The following is a 17,733-nucleotide window of genomic DNA, read 5'->3' on the forward strand; positions in this document are numbered from 1 at the left end:
TCCGGAGGCTCAGCCGGCAGGTTTTGGACCGTTGCCGACAGACTGCCGGTTGCGCGAGCCGTCGTAGTCTTCCTCGGTCGCCGGATGCGGGTCCGCCACATCATTGTTGGCGGACGTTCCGGGGCCGGTCGGCAGGCCGTCGCGCTTGCCACTCTTGTCGGCGGGCTTGTTGTCCTTGTCCATCTGCTTCTCCTTTACGGGCGTGCAACCAGCGGTCGATACCGTTGGTTCCAAAGCCGCTTGCGCGGCGCGAGCGCGCCGTGCAGCATCGGCGTAACAACAAGACCAGCGGCGGGGGAGGCCGGTTCATGGGGCAGGGCGTTGCCATCCTCGGGATTTTCGTTGCCGATCTGGCGTTTCGCGCCGGGCGCATGCCCGCCGTCGGCGAGACGATCAGCGGCAGTGGCTTCAAGATGGGGCCGGGTGGCAAGGGGTCGAACCAGGCGGTGGCCGCAGCGCGTGCCGGTGCCGGGGTGGTCTTCATCTCCCGCATCGGTCGCGACGATTTCGGCCGTGTGGCGCTGGCGACCTGGGAGCGCGAGGGGATCGTCGCCCGGGTCGAGCATGATGCCGAACGGCCCACCGGTGCCGCCTTCATCTATGTCAACGACAGCAGCGGCGAGAACGCCATCATCGTGGTGCCCGGAGCGGCAGCGGCCATCACCCCGGCCGACATCGACACCGCGGCCGATGCCATCCGCAATGCGTCGGTGTTCGTCACCCAGCTCGAGCAACCCGTCGACGCGGCGCTGCGTGGTCTCGAGATCGCCCGTGCGGCGGGGGTCACCACGATCTTCAATCCGGCACCGGCCGAACCGGTCCCCGATGCCATCTATCGGTTCTGCGACTATGTCACGCCCAACGAGTCCGAGGCGTCGCTGCTCACCGGCGTCGGCGTCGCGACGCTGGACGATGCCCGGCGGGCCGGGGACGTCTTTCTCGGCAAGGGGGTGGGCACGGCGCTGATCACGCTGGGCGAGGCCGGTGCGCTGCTGCACACACGCCAGCAGTCGCTCCATATCCCGGCCGTTGATGCCGGCGCGGTGGTGGAGACCGCCGGTGCGGGGGATGCCTTCAACGGCGGTTTTGCGGCGGCCCTGGCGCGCGGCGATAGCCCCGAGGACGCCGCACGCTTTGCCGCGGCGCTTGCCGGCATTTCGGTGACCCGGCCGGGTACCGCCCCGTCCATGCCGATGCGCGAAGAGGTCGAGGCGCTGCTCAGGCGATAGCCTAGGTCAGCTTGCCTGCATCGAGCGCCGCGATGATCCAGTCGCGGTATTTCTGCTCCTTGTCGGGGATCTCCGGGATAACCCTTGAGGCCTCCTCCATGAAAAAGCGGTAGTCGCGCCCCATCGCCTCGCCGCGTCCGGTATGCATGTCGATGGCAAATTCCGGGATCTCCGGCAGTTGCTCGCCCAGCGTCACCGACTGCTTGGCCCAGTTGGCCATGTCGTCGCTGGTCCGGTCCTTGAGGCCGGCAGCCATCACCCGCACGGCGTGCACGGCAAACAGGAACCGGTCATGCGTTGGCCGCGGATAGCGCTTGTGCATCTGGAACAGGGTTTCGATCAGGACCGGGGCCGAAAGGTTGCCGGCGCCCACGTCCTCCACCGAGATCACGCAAAGCCGCGACCACAGCATCTCCTCCATCTCGGGGCTGGTGATGTACATCTCCCAGGCGAGCAGCAGCGCATTGTCCAGCATGCCGCGCCGGATGCATTTCTGCAGCGCCGAGATCACCTCGTCGGCGGGAAAGCCGTTCTCGGTGGTCGTCCGCTGCCAGGGGTCGGGTGCCTGCTTGACCTTGACCATCGCTCAGGCTCCCGCGGCCCAGCTGGCGAGCTGGTGCCAGAGTGTGGGGTAGCCGTCCCAGTCGCAGAATGTCGGCGGCGCCCAGTGCGGACCGCAGTCGGAGGTGAAGGCCACCGAGCGGCCCTTGCCGAAACTGCCGGCGGCTATCAGCACCTGTTCGCCTGCAGTGGCCACCAGGGTCGCATCGGGCTTGATGGCAACTTCGTTGAGGCCGAGCAGTGCCGGCCAGCTGGCGGCCAGCCCGGCGACGATCGGATGCGTCGCGTCGGCGACCTTCGGCACCAGCCCCTGCGGCGCCTCGATTCGATCGTCGGCGCGCTGCATGGTCACCGGCAGCACGTCCTCCACCGGACTGCCGGCATACTTGGCCTTGCCGTCAATGCCCTGAAACGTCATGTAGCCGCCGATCATCACCAGGCCGCCGCCGGCCAGCACATAGTCGCGCAGCGACTCCAGCCGGTTGGGCATCGACACCGAGCGCACGAAGGTATCGGGGTGCAGCAGCAGCGTATTGGCGCCGATGTCCGAGAGCATGACGCAGTCATATTTCGCCAGCTCTTCGGGCGTCTGCGGAAAGTCGCGCGAGGCGATGTGCGAGGGCTGGAAATCCACCGTCCAGCCATTGGCCTCGAGGGCATCGCGCAGCCAGCGTACGCCCTCGTTGTATTCGGTGGTGGTGAAGCTGTCGAAACCCTTCTGGTGGATCGAATGGGTCGTCCAGGACTCGCCGGCGATCAGTACGCGTTTGGTCATCACAAGTCTCCTTTGCGCGGCGGCGCCACGGATTCACGTTCAATCAGTTGCACGGGCAGAATGGTCAGCATCGGCGCCGGCTCGCCGGTGAGCAGCGAGAACAGGGCCTGGAATCCGGCCCGCCCCAGAGCGTCGATGGGCTGGCGGATGGCGGTGAGGGGCGGGTTGAACAGTTCGGTCAGCGGCATGTCGTCGAAGGCGACGACCGACATCTGGCGGGGCACCGATATGCCCGCCTGCTTGAGCCCCTGCATCACGCCGATGGTGATGTAGTCGCTCGATCCGATAATGGCGGTCGGCGGGGTTCGCGCCTTGAGAAAATCCAGTGTCGCCTGGCGCGCGAAATCGGATGAGAAGCTGCCGCCGGCCAGCAGCGGCTTGCGCACCGTCAGCCCGGCCTCGCGCATGGCGCGCTGGAAACCGGCCCGCCGCTGCTCCACGGTATGGAGCCCGGCAGGTCCCCCGATATAGGCGATGTATTCGTGCCCGGCCTCGATCAGGTGGCGGGTTGCCGTGTAGGCGCCGATCTCGTTCTCGATGAAGACCCGTGGCACGACGACGTCGGGAATGTCCTCGTCGAGCAGCACCACGTTCTTCCGCTTGCCGATCAGCGCGGCCAGCGTGCCGTCATCGGGGGTGTTGGTCATCATGATCAGCCCGTCGACATGCCGGTCGTGCAGGCGGTTGAGCGCGGCGATCTCGCGCTGCCGGTCGGACCGGGTCGAGGACATGAAGATGGCGTAGCCGTGCCGGTCGGCCTCGTCTTCCACGACCGAGGCGAGCTCGGCAAAGAACGGCTCCCGGATTTCGGGGGCGACCAGGCCGATGGCCTCGGTCTTGCCGGTGGACAGCCGGCGCGCCAGCAGGTTGGGGCGGTACTCCAGTTTGGCGATGGCGGCGTCGATCCGGGCCGCGGTGGCGGCCGGCAGTTCAATGCGGCGGTTGATGTAGCGGGACACCGTCGTCGGTGACACTTTGGCGTCGAGCGCCACATCATGTATTGTCGCCATCCTGCCTCTCCCCTGACGAATACAGTCTAGCGTCAGGGCTGCAATTCAGTAAAGCGGTTTCGTAAAGCGGTTGCGTAATCCGTAGCCCGTGCCGCGGGCGCGGTCCGTCGCTGGCAGGTGTCCATTTTGGCTGTGCAAAATGCATCTCCGGCTATTGCGCTCGACCTGCCTGGGCGGTCGCGCGCATAGCTTCAGGAGCAGACCGGCGGCCGACAACACCCGGATTCGTTAATTTTCTTTCAATTCCGCTATGCGCGAGCCATGTTTGAGATATGCGTCTGGCGCATGTCTCTGCGACCTTCACCATGGCGGTCCGTCCGCCCCAAGCGCGTCTGCTAGGCAGTCCGCACAGGAACTGCTCCAATTCGCTGTCCTGCTCAGAAACTGCGCCTCGGTCCCGCAGCTCGGTTCCGCCACGCCATCAAGCAGTTGAGAATCAAAAACGAATCACCCCGCACGAGGGTCATCGGCAGATCTCTTGCCGACCCCCGGGACGGGGCATCTGCTCATGTTTTAGGCGTTGTCGCTAAATATTCATCTGCGACAGTGGTGTGAAATCCGGGTGTGATCTCGTTTGTCACATAAAGTACAAATACATTGATCTTAACCAGTTATGAATTTCCAGTAAGCGCCGGGGCTTGCGTCTGACAACTGTTTGCGCCTCAATCGATGATACGGCCGGATATTGCAGGTCGTGCAAGTTGTTGAGGTGTGATGATGCCGGCGATTCTATTGTCTTTGTGGCTATTGGTAGCCGTTCTTGAAATTGTGCTTGTCGGTCAGCCCGGCGGCCTAGCAAGTCAGGTAGCACTGTCCGGCTCAATTATTGCGGTATTGTTGTTCATGCGCATTGTGCGCATCGACGGCAAGTTCCGGCACATCTTCCTGGCACTGGGGTCTGTTGTGGTGTTGCGCTACGCCTACTGGCGAACGACCAGCACACTGCCGCCCGTCAGCGACCTCTGGTCATTCGTGCCCGGCATCCTGCTGTACGCCGCCGAGATGTACAGTATCGCCATGCTGGGGGTCAGTCTGTTCGTCAATGCTGACCCGAAAAAGCGCGGCGCCGCTCCGAAGTTCACCTCCGAAGAGGCTCCGCATGTCGACGTGCTGGTGCCCAGCTACAACAAGTCCAGCGACATCCTGGCGCTGACCCTGTCGGCGGCCAAGGCAATGGATTATCCGGCCGGCAAGCTGACCGTCACCTTGCTTGACGATGGCGCGACCGCCGAGAAGCTGCACTCTGCCGATCGCGCCGTGGCCGCTGCGGCGCAGCGCCGTGCTGCCGAACTCAAGGCGCTCTGCAAGAAGCTGGGCGTCGACTATCATGCCCGCGAGCGCAACGTGCATGCCAAGGCCGGCAACCTCAATGGCGGCCTCTCGGTGACGCGGGGCGATCTGGTTGTGGTGTTCGACGCCGACCACGCCCCGGAGCGGCACTTCCTCACCGAGACGGTGGGCTATTTCGCCCAGGATCCGCGGCTGTTCCTCGTGCAGACACCGCATTTCTTCGTCAATCCCGACCCGGTCGAGCGCAACCTCGGGACCTTCGGGAACATGCCGTCCGAAAACGAGATGTTCTACGGCCGCATCCAGAATGGTCTGGATCGCTGGAACGCTGCGTTCTTCTGCGGCTCGGCGGCCGTGCTGCGCCGCAAGGCGCTCGAGGAGGCCGGCGGCTTTGCCGGCATCACCGTCACCGAGGACTGCGAGACGGCGCTGGAACTGCACGCCAAGGGCTGGAACAGCATCTATGTCGACACGCCCATGGTGGTCGGGCTGCAGCCGGAAACCTTCGCCTCGCTGATCGGCCAGCGCGCCCGCTGGTGCCGCGGCATGGTGCAGTTGCTCATGCTCAAGAACCCGCTGCTCAAGCGCGGTCTCGGGTTTGCCCAGCGCATCGGCTATCTGTCGAGCAGCCTGTTCTGGCTCTTCCCCTTCGCCCGGCTCAGCTTCTTTGTGGCGCCGCTGCTGTTCATCCTCTTCAATCTCAAGATCTACGTCTCGTCGATGGAAGAGTTCTTCGCCTATGCGCTGACCTACCTGATCGCCAGCGAGATCATTCGCGGGTCGCTGTTCGGCAAGCTGCGCTGGCCCTGGATTTCCGAGCTCTATGAATATGCGCAGTCGGTGTTCCTGCTGCCGGCCATCGCCTCGGTGATCGTCTCGCCGCGTGGCTCGAAGTTCAATGTCACGGCCAAGGGCGACGATGTGTCCAGCGACCGCGTCTCGGAACTCTCGCTGCCCTATTTCATCATCTTCCTGGTCAGCCTGATCGGCATGGCGGTGTGCGTCTATCGCTATCAGGCCGAGCCTGAAATCAGCGGCCTGCTGGCGGTCGCCGGGGTCTGGCAGTTCGTCAACCTGCTGATCGCCGGCGCCGGTCTCGGCATCGTCACCGAACGGGCCGAAAAGCGGACGGCCAACCGCCTGCCCAGCCGGACCGCCATCGACGTGCTCGTCGGCAAGGACCGCTATCCCGCCCAACTCGAGAACATCTCGACGGCCGGTGCCTCGATCCGCTTCCTCGACGGCGTCGTGCCCCGGGTGCATCGGCAGCAAGCGGCGGTGCTGGAGCTTGTCGATGCCGCCGATCGCCTTGCCGGCAAATCCCTGCCGGTCACCTTCCAGGACGTCTCCGAAACCGGTGACCGGGTCGGCGTGGACTTCACGCTGCAGCCTGAGGACTACGCCATCCTGGCCGACCTGATGCTGGCCGACATGAGCCCGGTGCGGGCAGAGCGCGAGCTGCGCCGCAAGAACCGCGGCATGCTGCTGGCAACCTGGGACCTGCTTGTCTGGGCCCTGACCTCGCCGTTCCAGTTCTTCGTCCTGCTGATGGCCAGCAGTGACAAGGACGAAGAAGTCGTGGCCGAAATCGCGACGGCAAAACCGCGCAAGCGGCGTGCCGCCACCCCCCTCAAGACCAGAGCGGATGTAGCGTAATGCGTACCATTTCCAGTCTTCGTGCGGCCCTTCTGGGTGGCCTGTGTGTCCTCGCCCTGACGGCGCCGATGCGGGCCCAGGAGTCACCACTCGCCCTGATCGGCATCACCACCGTCGAGAATGCGACCGCCAACCAGATGGCGCCGCTGCCGGCAGATAGCCAGAGCCTGCTGTTTTCGGGCGAGACGGCCAGGCGGACCGTGCTGTTCGTGGCCGAGCCCGAGCAACTGGTCGGCGCCGCCGATCTCTACCTGACGGTGCAGTCGGCCGTATCGGTCGCGCCGGAATGGTCCAGGCTGACCGTCGCCGTCAACGACCAGATCGTGGGCACGTCCGAGCTCAAGGCCGGCGAGGCCTATCCGCTCAAATGGTCGGTGCCATCGGGTCTGCTGCAACCGGGCTACAACGCCGTTTCGCTGATCGTCAACCAGGCGCATCGCGTCGACTGCTCGGTCGATGCCACCTACGAGCTCTGGACGCGCATCGATCCGTTGCAGAGCGGTTTCGTCTTCCAGGCCGGCAGCCCGGCAGCGCCGGACTTCACGTCGCTGCTTGCCGCGGCCCGGACCCTCAACGGCACCACGCCGCTGCACGGCATTGTCGATGCGGCGGATACCGCCGGCACCAGCCGGCTGCTCTCGGCTTTCCAGACCCTCGCCATCGGCGCTGCAATCGACCGGCCGGCAGTCGACTTCTCCAGCACTCCCGGCAGCGGCCCGGGCATCGACCTGCTCATCGGCGGCCAGTCCGATCTCAGCCGGCGCCTGGCGGCGCAGGAGCTGCAGATGCCGAGCCTGCCCGGCGTCAATGTCGGGCGTCGCGCCGACGGGCGACTGGTGGTGGCGCTCGTTGCCAGCACGGACAGCGAGTTCTCGACTGCCCTCTCGCAACTGGCCGACGGCCTGCAGCAGGCGGCCATCGGCTCGCCCTCGGGTCTTGCCGCACTGGCGCAACTGAAGGGCCTCGCCCTGCCGGCCAATGGCAAGCTCAGCTTCGCCCAGCTCGGTGTGGACGGCCGCGATTTCGGCGGCCGCAACTTCACCCAGTCGGTGCGCTTCAAGCTGCCGACCGATTTCTATCCCGCCGACTATGCCCAGGCCGTGATCAATCTCGATGCGCTCTATTCGTCGGGCCTGGCTCCCGGGGCGGCGCTGCAGTTCAAGGTCAACAACCGCATCGTCTCGACCCTCAACCTGAGCGGCTCGCGCAGCGGCGAAGCCCGCGACCGGCGCCTGCCGATCGCCCTCTCGGCTTTCCGTCCCGGGGTCAACGAGATCGCCATCGATGCGACTCTCCCGGCCCGCATGGACGCCGAATGCGCGCCCGGGACCACGGCCAATAATGGCCGCCGCCTGCAGCTGTCGAGCAGTTCGGTTCTCGAACTGCCGACGCTGGCGCGCGTCGGCCGCTTCCCCGATCTCGGGGCCCTCGACAGCTCGATCACCGGTCGCGATGCCGCGGCCGAGCTGGCCGTCGTCACGCCCGGCGCGGGCGCCGTCGAAATGGGCGCCGCCGCCACCTTCCTGACGCGGCTGGCCTTCGGCTCGGGTCGCGTGGTGCCGGCACGGTTCGCCGCGTCTCTGAGCGCCGATGCGACGACGCCGCAACTGGTGGTCGGTTCGTCCGGCAAGCTGACGCCGGACGTCCGGCAGCGCCTGCCGGTCGATCTCGGGGCCAGTGCGGTCGCACCGGCCTACGAGTTCATGCCCAGGCAGCCGAATACCGTCGCCGCGCAGCCGGTCGAGCAGCCGGCAGCCCTGCCATCGGTCGAGACACTGACGGCCAGCGCCTCGACGGTCTTTGAGGATGTGAAATCTTCGCTCTACGGCCTCGGCAAGTCGGCTGGCCTCTCCATCGACGTGCTGCGGAGCGATGGTCTCGTGGCCGCCGCGCCGGTCATCGGCACCGATATCATGGTGGCGCAGACGCTCAACGACAGCGGCGCCGCGCCCATCACGGTGATCACCTCCGCCAGCGACGCACAGCTGGCCGAAGCCATGCCCAACCTCGTCGGCAACACCTGGTCGCGCATGGAGGGATCGGCGGTGGCGCTGGCGTCCACGGGCGAGCTGCTGCAGGCGGTCAAGGCGCGCGAGGTCCAGTATTATCCGGGCAGCGACTCGTCGCTGACCAACCTGCGGCTGGTCGCCGCCGGATGGCTCTCCAACACGCCCTCGATCTACGTGCTGCTGGTGCTGTTCTCGGCGCTGCTGCTCGGGGTTCTGACCCACGTGCTGCTGATCCGGACCCGGAGGCGCTCGTGAAACGCCTTCTCGCAGCCACGGCCCTGACGCTGGCGATGACGCTGCCATCGGCGCAGCCGGCCCTCGCCGCCAGTCAGGATGGCCGGGCCGCCGACCTCTTTGCCGGGGCATGGGTCTACTACCGGGCGCAGTTCGTTGCTGCCGACGGCCGGGTGATCGACAACGGCAACGGTGACGTCAGTCACTCCGAGGGGCAGGGCTACGGCATGCTGCTCGCGGTGGCGGCCGATGATCGCCAGAGCTTTGATCGGATGTGGGGCTGGACGCAGGCCGAACTCATGGTTCGCGACGATGCGCTGTCGTCCTGGCGCTGGGACCCCTACGGCGATCCCAAGGTCGGCGATGCCAACAATGCCAGCGATGGCGACCTGCTGATCGCCTGGGCGCTGCTGCGCGCCTACCGCCAGTGGACCGATCCGGCCTATTTCGCTGCCGCCAAGCGGATTGCGATCGACCTCGCGCACGAGGCCGTGGTGACCTATCGCGGCCAGGCCTACATGCTGCCGGGCGTCGAAGGCTTCTGGTATGACGAGGCCGAGGACGGCCCGGTGGTCAACCTCTCCTACTGGATCTACCCGGCGCTCGAGGAGCTGCGGGTGTTTGCGCCGGAGTTTCCGGCCGACAAGCTGATCAAGTCGGGTCTGAAGCTGGCGGCCGAGGCCCGTTTCGGCGCCGCCCGGCTGCCGGCCGACTGGACGGTGCTCACCGCCAAGGGGCCACGCCAGGCCGAAAACTACCCGGGCACCTACGGCTATAACGCCATACGCGTGCCGCTCTATCTCGCCTGGTACGGCAAGGTCGGCGACGCCGCCTACGAGCCGTTCACGGATCTCTGGAGGACCGCGCCGGAACCGGCGGTCATCGATCTCGTCAGCGGGCAGTCGGTCTCGGACATGCACGACGCCGGCTACCGCGCCATCGAGGCTCTGGTCAGTTGCGCGCAGGGCCGCACACCGTCGCAGGACCCGGCCGGGATGCTGGAAATGGTCCGCTACTATCCCTCTACCCTGAGCATGCTGAGCCTGCTCGCCATGGTTGAAAGGTACCCACAATGTCTGGACGCAAAATGAAGAACCGCGTGTTGCTCATCAGTGCTGTCGCCCTTGTGGCCTCAAGTTTCCCACTGATGATCGCCGATGCCGGAGACGGCAGCGCACTGATGCCTGACGGCATGATCACTGGCGGCATCGTGCCCAGCCTGCCGGCGGCCGCGCCGGTACAGCCGGCCCTGCCGCTGCCGGTCCCGGCAGTCGCCACAGTGGCGCAGCCGGCGGCGCCATCGGCGGCCGGCAACCCGTTCGCGCTGGCGGCGGCACCCGTGTCCTCGCCGTCGGTCATCGACAATCCGTTTGCCCGCAGGGCTGCACCAGCAGCGGTTGCGGCCGATGTCGAGACCACGCCCTTCGCCCTCAAGTCGGTGATCGGCAGCAATGGCGCGGTGCAGGTGGCCAGCCTGACCGAGGACGTCGATGTCACGGCACTGCGCTACTATGCGGGACAGCGTGACATGGCGCGGGTCGGGGCGGAAACGCGCCGCCTCAAATCGCTCTATCCCAGCTGGGAGCCGCCGGCGGACCTGTTTGTCGTGCCGACCACGGTCGACGAGCAGCCGCTCTGGGATCTCTTCGCCCAGGGTCTTTACGCCGAGGAACGTCAGCGCATCGAGGAGCTCAAGGCGCAGAACCCGGGCTGGCTGCCGAGCACCGATCTCACCACCAAGCTCTACGACGCCGAAGCGCGCGTCGCCATGAAGCTGGCCTACACCATGGGCAACTGGGACCAGGTGATTGCCGTCGCCCGCGAGCGCAGCTCCGTGCTCGTCTGCCAGCAGGTCGATGCCCTCTGGGAACTGGGCGAAGCGCTCGGCCGGAAGGCCGATTTTGCCACCGCCTTCGACACCTACAAATATGTGCTGGTCAACTGCAACGACGAGAATGCCCGCATCTCCACGGTGCAGAAGGCTTCGCTCATCCTGCCGACGGTGGGCATGAATGCTCTCGTCATGCTGGGTCGCCCGCTGCCCGATGGCACTTCGGAGTTCATGAGCATCGGCTTTGACGATCTGCGTCGTCGGTTGGCTGCCAATGTCAACGATCGGTTCGCCGCCGATCCGGTCACGCCCGACGAGATGGAGCGCTTCGTCACCTATGTGCGCAGCCACCCCGAGGCCAGCGATGTCGGTCTGATCGCCTGGTACTATTATGCGCAGAAGGAATGGAATGCCGCCGAGGCCTGGTTCGCGGTCGGCACCAAGAGCACGCGCGACGACAAGTTCATCGAGGGCCAGATCCTTGCCATGCGCGCTGCCGGCAAGAGCGGCCTGGCGCTGGAACTGGCCGACGAGGTCAAGGAGCGCACGCCGGAACTGACCCAGCAGTATATCGAGCTGGTCGCCGAAATCCTGTCGGACCCGGAGACCTCGCTGGAATTCCCGCGCCGCGAGCTGAAGTCGTTCGAAAAGCTGGTGCAGGAAGAGGAATCGGCCCTCGGGGCACAGGCCGTCGGCTGGCGCTATATCGAAGATGAAAACGTCAAGCGCGCCGGCATCTGGTTCGACCGCTCGATGGAGTGGGACGTCACCGAAGGCGGCGCCATCGGCCAGGCCGTGGTGGCCAGCCGGCTCAAGAACTACAAGACCCTCAAGTCGATCAAGGCCAAGTATGGCGACGAGTATGCCGAGCTCGACGACTTCAAGGTCTATACGCCCAAGGTCCGCAAGAGCCGTTCGATCAGCGTGCGCTCCAAGTCCTCGGTCGCCGCCTCGTGCGCCAGCCGCAATGGCAACGGGCTGTTCGCGATGTTCGTCTGCAACCGCTCGTAGCAGCCTTGCTGAATGGAGCTACAGGCGTCGCCCTCCGGGGCGGCGCCTTTTTGCCTACCAGACGATCGGATGGGTGGCGCCGGTCTGGACGTTGACGAAGCCCTCGGGTGCCAGCGGCGAGGGGGCCACCAGCACCCAGCGCCAGGGCGCGCAGGTCAGGGTGGCAAAGGCCAGCCGTTCGGGAAATCCGGGCCACCAGCGCGGCGAGAAGGTGGGCTCGTACATCCACTCGATCTTTGCGCCCTCGGCATAGAGTGCCTGCATCTCGGCATCGAGTTCGGCGGCCGGCCGGCAGCTCATCAGCCCGCCCACTTCGTAACGCACCGTCGCCACCACCTTGCCCTCGCGCACCAGCGCCCAGCCGCCCTGCAGGTCGGTGAGCACGTTGACCGCCTGCGCCATGGCGGCGTCCGAGGATCCGACCACCCAGATATTGTGCTTGTCGTGACCGAGCGAGGCGGCGAGCGCCGTGTCGGGCGTTGCCGGTCCGGTGCCGAGCCAGAACATCTTTGCCACTTTGCCTTCGCCCGAGAAGCGATCGACAATGGCGAACTTGGTGATGTTGCGGCTGCTGTCGCGCTGCACCTCGCCATCGGCCACCGGCAATTCCGCGGTGATGAAATTGTCGTCCCAGTGGAAAGGCCGCAGCAGCGCCGCCTGCATGGTGGCGCGACCGGGCGCCGCGGCAATGGCGAAATCGGCGGCGTCGAGCCGGCGCCCGATGTTGACGGTTTTGGTCGCCCAGTCCGGCCAGTCAATTTTCGGAATGGCAGCGATGTAGCTGGCACCCTCTGACACCTGCTTGCCGTCGGCCCAGACCTGCGCGATCGAGAGCGTCTCGACATCATCGAGCAGGACCAGGTCGGCATAGCGGCCCGGGGCGATCGATCCCACCCAGGGCGACACGCGCATGTGCCGCGCCGGGTTGATGGTGACCAGCTGGATGGCGATCTCCGGCGCCAGGCCACTCTCGATGGCGAGCCGCACATTGTCGTCGGTGGCGCCAAGCCTGAGCGTGTCGCTGGCCGAGCGGTCATCGGTGCAGAGCGCAAGGTTCGACCAGTCCGCGAGGCCGTCCTCGAGCAGTGCCTTGACGATGTCGGGCAGCGAGTGCGGCCGCAATTCCATAAAGAGGCCGCGCCGCAGCTTGTCCCGCACCTCGTCGGGCGTCCACGCCTCGTGATCCGAGGCCATGCCGGCTGCAGCAAAGGCGTTGATTTCGGCAACCCCCCGCAGGCCGGCTGCATGCCCCTCGACAACGCCGCGCTGCTCGAAGGTGGCACGGATCATGCCCCAGAGCCGTTCGTAGGACGGGTTCTCCGGGTTCCAGACCGCCGGCCAGTCCATCACCTCGTCGAGTCCCGCCACCTGCAGCGACTCGGTGAGGAACTGCCGCTGCTCGTCATAGCCGAAATGGCCGCCGCCCCATTCATAGGCCGTCGGCGGCACGGCCGAGCCGGGCAGGGGAAAGATCTTGGCCGGCGACCCGGCGAGCCGCGCCGTCAGCCAGAACTGCAGGTTGTGCGGCCCATCGACATTGGAGAATTCGTGGCTGGCCTCGCAGGTCCAGGTGCAGCCATGCGGCAGCACCAAAGCCGCCTCGTATTCGGGCGTCAGGTGCGAACTTTCGATGTGCTTGTGCACCTCGCCGAAACCCGGCACGGCGCTGAGCGCCGGCTCATGCCGCCGTTCCCTTACCTCGCCGGCAAAGGCACCTGCCGGTCCGACCCAGGCGACGCGCCGGCCGCGAAAGACGATCTCCTGATCCTCGTGCCAGCGTCGTCCATGCACATCGAGCAGCCGTCCGACGCGCAGGGCAAAGTCGGCCGGCCGCTTGCCCAGTGCCACCAGCGTCAGATCCTGCCGGATGACGACTTCGTCGCTGGCATCGAGTAGCAGGTCGGCGGGGAGGTCGCTCATGGCGAGACTCCCCTCCCAGCCTCGCCCACAAGGGGGAAGGTGACTATCGAGTTCGAATTGGGATCCCGCCAGTCGCACCGGCAGACACCCTCCCCGTCGGTGGGGAGGGTTGGGGAGGGGGCCAAGAGCCAAAGGTCCATCAAAGCTTCTCCTGCCACACACCCACCAGCCGCACGCATTCGGCGACAATGCCGGAAATCAGTTGCTCGCCCTTTTCGGCCGTCGCCGGGCGCGGGTCACCAAAGACTCCGGTGCGGTTGAAGGCGCTGAGCCGCATCGGCTCCAGCCCGAAGGTTGCGGGGAAGGCCGGGTATTCCGGCGCCGCCTTTTCCATGCGCACGTTCTCGGGCGCCAGAGCCAGCATCATTGCCGTCTCGACCTCGTCCGCATGATAGAATCCCGGCCCGGCCGGTTCGCTGTCGCAGAGCTCGGCAGCAAGGCTCTCGAGCTTGGGATAGTCGAGATGCAGCACCGGAAAGCCAAGCTCGCTCAGCGTCCGGGCCGCGAGGGCAATCGGTTCGCGATTGCCGAAATGGCCGTTGACGGTGATCAGCCCTTTGACGCCCATGCGCTGCAAACCACGACCGATATCGGTCACCGTGGCGCGCAGGGTTTCGGGTGACAAAGACAGCGTGCCGGCCCAGCCTTCGGCGGTCCAGGCATCGCCATAGGCAATGGCCGGCAGCAGCAGTCCGCCAATCCCCTCGGCGACGCCGCGCGCCACGCCGGTGGCGAGGATCGTGTCGGTCGTCAGCGGCAGGTGTGCCCCATGCTGCTCCATGGCGCCGGCCGGCAATACGGCAAGCAGGCCCCGCTGGAGCGCTGCGTCGATGTCGGGCCAGGCGGCCCGACTGGCGTCGATCAGACCTGCCAATGGATCACCTCCAGTTGTACCTGCGGGGCAACGGCCTGCAGCAGCTCGCGCGTGCTCCGTTCATAGTCCACCGGGCCGCCTTGTACCGTGCCCAGCCGCGCCGCGACGATCTCGTCATAGTCGCGCCCATGCGCCAGCAGGTCGATCAGCGCTGCCTGCAGCGGTCCCATCGTCGGGTTGAAGGCGACACTCTCGATGGCGCTGCCGCTCAAACGGCGGCCGTCGGCCAGCGTCAGGACGACAGCGCCCGGGCACTTGCTGTAGGGCGTGTGGGCCCGCTCGCCGGCGGCCCGCAGCAGCGGATCGTCGCAGGTCAGCGACCACAATGTGTTGCCGGGCACGGCGCCGGTCTCTCCGAGATAGTCCGGGTCGAACGGCCAGGGGTAGAGCTCTGCCATCGTCAGTCGATGTCCGAGCGGATCGATCAGCGTCAGCTCACGCGTTGCGGCGAACTCGCTCAGATATTGCCGGCAGTGGGCGCAGGGATGCGCCTCTCTCGTGGCGAGGGTGCGGATCGTCGTGCCGCGCGAAAAGGCCCGGGTAAAGACGAAGCCCTCGCCGTGCACCGTGGTGCCCAGATGCGTGCCGGGAAATTCGACATTGCCACCGAGCACAAGATTGCCGGTTTCCGCTTCCAGCCCGACGGAGCCGACGTGAAAGTCACTGATCGGCGGACGGGCGAGCTGCTGTGCCGCCGGCAGCGCCAGCAGCATCAGCTCCTCGACCCCGGTCAGGGCGAAGCGTGCAATCAGCTGGTCCACGTCAGGCTTCGGCAGCACGCCACCGCTGTTGGGCAGAACCTCCTGACCACTGCCCAGACTGTCGCGCAGACTGGCGGTCAGCTCGGCTCCGATCTGTGGCGCGAGACGCGTCATCCTGGCGGCAACGGCCGGGTCGGCGGTGAAGGGATTGTGGCTCAAGTTCGACCCTCTGGATTGGCCCGCTTTAGGATTTGACAAGCCAGTCCCGCCTGTCGTTAGATCAACAGGTAAACCGGTTTACCAGACGGGGGTCAAATGGGATCGGCGCTTTTCCACGGCGGGACCATTCTCACTGTGGATACTGAGAACCGCGCGTTCGCGGAAGGCTGGATTGCCGTCCACGACGGCCGGATCACTGGTGTCGGCCCCCAGGCCACGACTCCCGACCCGTCTGGCTATGACGAGGTGTTCGACCTGACACGGCACCTCGTCATCCCGGGTCTGGTCAACGCCCATACCCATGCCGCCATGGTGCTGTTTCGCGGTCGCTCCGAGGGGCAGAGCCTGCTCACCATGGAGGGCTGGTACAACTCCATCCGCGAACCGGAGCTGTCGCTGATCGCCTCCGATATCGGCCCGGCGGTGGCCTTGTCGGCGGCCGAGATGCTGCTCTCTGGCACCACCACTTTCTGCGACCAGTATTTCTTTGCCGAGGAAATCGCGACCGCCGTCAAGCAGGCCGGCATCCGGGCGGTCATTGCCTATGGCATCGTGCAGCTTGGCGATGCCGAGCGCGGCGCCGAGGAACTGGCCAGGGCCACGGCCTTCCTCGAACAGCAGCGCTCTGCCGATGGCCGCGTCATCCCGTGGTTCGGCCCGCATGCGCCCTATGTCGACAATACCGAAGAGCTGCTGAAGGCCGAAGTCGAGGTGGCCAACCGCTTCGGCGTCGGGCTGCATCTGCACATGGCCGCCGGTCCCGAGGACAATGAAGAGACCATGGCGCGCTATGGCAAGACCGCGACCGTGGCGCTCGAGGAGATCGGCTTTTTCAACGGCCGCATCCATGCTGCCCATTGCCTTGACCTGAGTCCCGAGGACATCGCCGTTTTCGCCCGCGCCCCGGCGGCGTCGGTTGCCTATTGCGCAACCGCCGGGTTGCGTTCTGGCCGGGAGGGCATCTGCCCGGTCGTGGATCTGCGCGCCGCCGGCGTCACCGTCGCCATCGGCACCGACAATGTGGCGGCCAACAATGCCTATGACCTGATTGCGGAGATGCGCGTCGCCGGCCTCGTGGCCAGCCATCGCGAGGGCAGGGCGCAGCCGATCGGCAGCCAGGATCTGCTGCGCATGGCGACCATCGAGGGCGCCCGGGCGCTGGGTCTGGAGCGTGAAATCGGCAGCATCGAAGTCGGCAAGGCCGCCGACATCACCGCCATCGATCTTTCCGGCCCGGGCTATTCCGAGACGCCGGATCCCGAAACCCTGTTGATCTACTCAGGAAGCGGACGTGATGTGCGTCATGTGTGGGTTGCGGGCGAGCAATTGGTGCGCAATCGTGAGCTGACGCGGCGCGACTTTGCGTCGATCCGTGCCGACTATTCAAAGACCTACACAAGCTTCTGGGACCGTGTCGCGGAAGCCAGGAAAAACAGGGAAGTCGCCTAGCTTGACCAAGCGTAAGTTCATTTTCGACAGCGACGGTGGCGTCGATGACGCGCAGGCGCTCATCCTCCTCGTGGCCAACGGCCTCGTGCCCGACATCATCACCACCGTGTTCGGCAATGTCGGCCTCGAGCAGGCGACCACCAACCTGCTGGCCGTGCAGGCCATGCTGGGCACCGAGACGCCCGTGCACAAGGGCGCCGAGCGGCCGCTGGTGCAGCCGATCATCGATGCCAAGTATGTGCATGGCGACGACGGCCTGGGCGGCGCCCGCCGTCCCGACAAGCAGGCGCTGCCGGCGTCATCGGAGGGTGTGCAGGTGCTGCGCCAGGTCTTCGCCGATGCAGCCGCCAAGGGCGAGAAGGTCGATATCCTGATGATCGGCCCGCTGACCAATCTGGCGCTGGCGCTGACGCTTGATCCGCAGATCGTCGATGGCATCGGCACGCTCACCATCATGGGCGGCAATGTCTATGGCCGCGGCAACACCACGCCGGCCGCCGAATTCAACATCTATGCGGACCCCGAGGCCGCCCATGTGGTGCTCACCGCCGGCGTCGAGACCGTGGTGGTCCCGTGGGAGCCCTGCACGACCCACTACATGGAAGGCGAGCGCGTCGACGCGCTGTTCGACGGCATTGCCGACAGCCCGCTCAAGCACTTCTCCAGGGCGCTGGCCGTGCATGCGCGCGAGAACGGCATCAAGCGCGGCAATCCGGACCGCATGCTCTATGTCGATCCGCTGGCCGCTGCCGTGATCCTCGATCCCTCGATGATCACCAAGTCCATCCTTGCGTCTTCCAGCGTTGCGCTGGCGCCGGGTCTCACCCGGGGCATGACGCTGGTCGATCCTTCGGGGCGCCTCAACACCCCCAAGATTACGTTCGTCGAGGAGGTCGATATCGGGAAGGTCGACAAGCTCTACGCCGTATCCGCCGCCTATTCTCCCAACAAGTCCAAGAAGTAA

The 17,733-nt window shown here is 66.1% G+C and carries 14 protein-coding genes; 7 read left to right on the forward strand and 7 right to left on the reverse strand.

The annotated features are described in order from the left end of the window. Positions 1–9: 9 nt before the first annotated feature. Positions 10–183 carry a hypothetical protein gene (locus AC0L4C_RS09965; RefSeq protein WP_473399382.1) on the reverse strand — a complete coding sequence of 58 codons (174 nt, stop codon included), beginning with the start codon at positions 181–183 and terminating at the stop codon, positions 10–12. A gap of 125 nt (positions 184–308) precedes the next feature. Between AC0L4C_RS09965 and rbsK the strand changes: the two genes are divergently transcribed. Beyond that, entirely contained in the window at positions 309–1,229 is a 921-nt protein-coding gene (gene rbsK, locus AC0L4C_RS09970) for a ribokinase (protein ID WP_473399383.1), read from the forward strand. 1 nt (position 1,230) lies between these two features. Here rbsK and AC0L4C_RS09975 read toward each other — a convergent pair whose 3' ends face one another. From AC0L4C_RS09975 to AC0L4C_RS09985, 3 genes are read right to left on the reverse strand one after another with little or no spacing between them, the layout of a single operon-like run. Further along, on the reverse strand, positions 1,231–1,812 hold the full coding sequence (locus AC0L4C_RS09975; protein ID WP_473399384.1) for an AAA family ATPase: 582 nt from the start codon (positions 1,810–1,812) through the stop codon (positions 1,231–1,233). A gap of 3 nt (positions 1,813–1,815) precedes the next feature. Then, positions 1,816–2,565 carry a glutamine amidotransferase gene (locus AC0L4C_RS09980; protein WP_473399385.1) on the reverse strand — a complete coding sequence of 250 codons (750 nt, stop codon included), beginning with the start codon at positions 2,563–2,565 and terminating at the stop codon, positions 1,816–1,818. Beyond that, entirely contained in the window at positions 2,565–3,575 is a 1,011-nt protein-coding gene (locus tag AC0L4C_RS09985) for a LacI family DNA-binding transcriptional regulator (protein ID WP_473399386.1), read from the reverse strand. The genes AC0L4C_RS09980 and AC0L4C_RS09985 overlap by 1 nt, the downstream gene beginning before the upstream one ends. A gap of 717 nt (positions 3,576–4,292) precedes the next feature. Between AC0L4C_RS09985 and bcsA the strand changes: the two genes are divergently transcribed. From bcsA to AC0L4C_RS10005, 4 genes are read left to right on the forward strand one after another with little or no spacing between them, the layout of a single operon-like run. After that, positions 4,293–6,521, forward strand: a complete 2,229-nt coding sequence (gene bcsA, locus AC0L4C_RS09990; protein WP_473403495.1) for a UDP-forming cellulose synthase catalytic subunit — start codon at positions 4,293–4,295, stop codon at positions 6,519–6,521. Then, positions 6,521–8,785: a cellulose biosynthesis cyclic di-GMP-binding regulatory protein BcsB gene (locus AC0L4C_RS09995; RefSeq protein WP_473399387.1), complete on the forward strand. Its 2,265-nt coding sequence runs from the start codon at positions 6,521–6,523 to the stop codon at positions 8,783–8,785. The genes bcsA and AC0L4C_RS09995 overlap by 1 nt, the downstream gene beginning before the upstream one ends. Further along, positions 8,782–9,855, forward strand: a complete 1,074-nt coding sequence (locus AC0L4C_RS10000; protein WP_473399388.1) for a family 8 glycosyl hydrolase — start codon at positions 8,782–8,784, stop codon at positions 9,853–9,855. Before AC0L4C_RS09995 ends, AC0L4C_RS10000 begins: the two co-directional genes overlap by 4 nt. Continuing rightward, on the forward strand, positions 9,837–11,606 hold the full coding sequence (locus tag AC0L4C_RS10005) for a hypothetical protein (protein ID WP_473399389.1): 1,770 nt from the start codon (positions 9,837–9,839) through the stop codon (positions 11,604–11,606). Before AC0L4C_RS10000 ends, AC0L4C_RS10005 begins: the two co-directional genes overlap by 19 nt. Before the next feature lie 54 nt (positions 11,607–11,660). Here the strand turns inward: AC0L4C_RS10005 and AC0L4C_RS10010 are convergent, their stop codons facing one another. From AC0L4C_RS10010 to cdd, 3 genes are all read right to left on the reverse strand, one after another. Then, positions 11,661–13,526, reverse strand: coding sequence for an adenine deaminase (locus tag AC0L4C_RS10010; RefSeq protein WP_473399390.1), 1,866 nt, complete (start codon positions 13,524–13,526; stop codon positions 11,661–11,663). A gap of 139 nt (positions 13,527–13,665) precedes the next feature. Next, on the reverse strand, positions 13,666–14,400 hold the full coding sequence (locus AC0L4C_RS10015) for a creatininase family protein (RefSeq protein ID WP_473399391.1): 735 nt from the start codon (positions 14,398–14,400) through the stop codon (positions 13,666–13,668). Further along, a complete protein-coding gene (gene cdd / locus AC0L4C_RS10020; protein WP_473399392.1) occupies positions 14,388–15,320 on the reverse strand; it encodes a cytidine deaminase in 933 nt (310 codons plus the stop codon). Before cdd ends, AC0L4C_RS10015 begins: the two co-directional genes overlap by 13 nt. Before the next feature lie 135 nt (positions 15,321–15,455). On the opposite strand from cdd, the gene AC0L4C_RS10025 reads away from it, so the two are divergent. Together AC0L4C_RS10025 and AC0L4C_RS10030 are read left to right on the forward strand one after the other, a co-directional pair. Then, positions 15,456–16,769, forward strand: coding sequence for an amidohydrolase family protein (locus tag AC0L4C_RS10025; protein ID WP_473399393.1), 1,314 nt, complete (start codon positions 15,456–15,458; stop codon positions 16,767–16,769). Position 16,770: 1 nt separating this feature from the next. Next, on the forward strand, positions 16,771–17,733 hold the full coding sequence (locus tag AC0L4C_RS10030) for a nucleoside hydrolase (RefSeq protein ID WP_473399394.1): 963 nt from the start codon (positions 16,771–16,773) through the stop codon (positions 17,731–17,733).

Source organism: Devosia sp. J20-27, from assembly GCF_055808595.1.

Excerpts from the sequence above, each read along its gene's own strand:
- AC0L4C_RS09975 (WP_473399384.1), bottom strand. The coding sequence starts at position 1,812 with ATGGTCAAGGTCAAGCAGGCACCCGACCCCTGGCAGCGGACGACCACC.
- rbsK (WP_473399383.1), top strand. The coding sequence starts at position 309 with ATGGGGCAGGGCGTTGCCATCCTCGGGATTTTCGTTGCCGATCTGGCG.
- AC0L4C_RS09980 (WP_473399385.1), bottom strand. The coding sequence starts at position 2,565 with ATGACCAAACGCGTACTGATCGCCGGCGAGTCCTGGACGACCCATTCG.
- AC0L4C_RS09995 (WP_473399387.1), top strand. The coding sequence starts at position 6,521 with ATGCGTACCATTTCCAGTCTTCGTGCGGCCCTTCTGGGTGGCCTGTGT.
- AC0L4C_RS09985 (WP_473399386.1), bottom strand. The coding sequence starts at position 3,575 with ATGGCGACAATACATGATGTGGCGCTCGACGCCAAAGTGTCACCGACG.
- AC0L4C_RS10005 (WP_473399389.1), top strand. The coding sequence starts at position 9,837 with ATGTCTGGACGCAAAATGAAGAACCGCGTGTTGCTCATCAGTGCTGTC.
- AC0L4C_RS09965 (WP_473399382.1), bottom strand. The coding sequence starts at position 183 with ATGGACAAGGACAACAAGCCCGCCGACAAGAGTGGCAAGCGCGACGGC.
- bcsA (WP_473403495.1), top strand. The coding sequence starts at position 4,293 with ATGCCGGCGATTCTATTGTCTTTGTGGCTATTGGTAGCCGTTCTTGAA.
- AC0L4C_RS10010 (WP_473399390.1), bottom strand. The coding sequence starts at position 13,526 with ATGAGCGACCTCCCCGCCGACCTGCTACTCGATGCCAGCGACGAAGTC.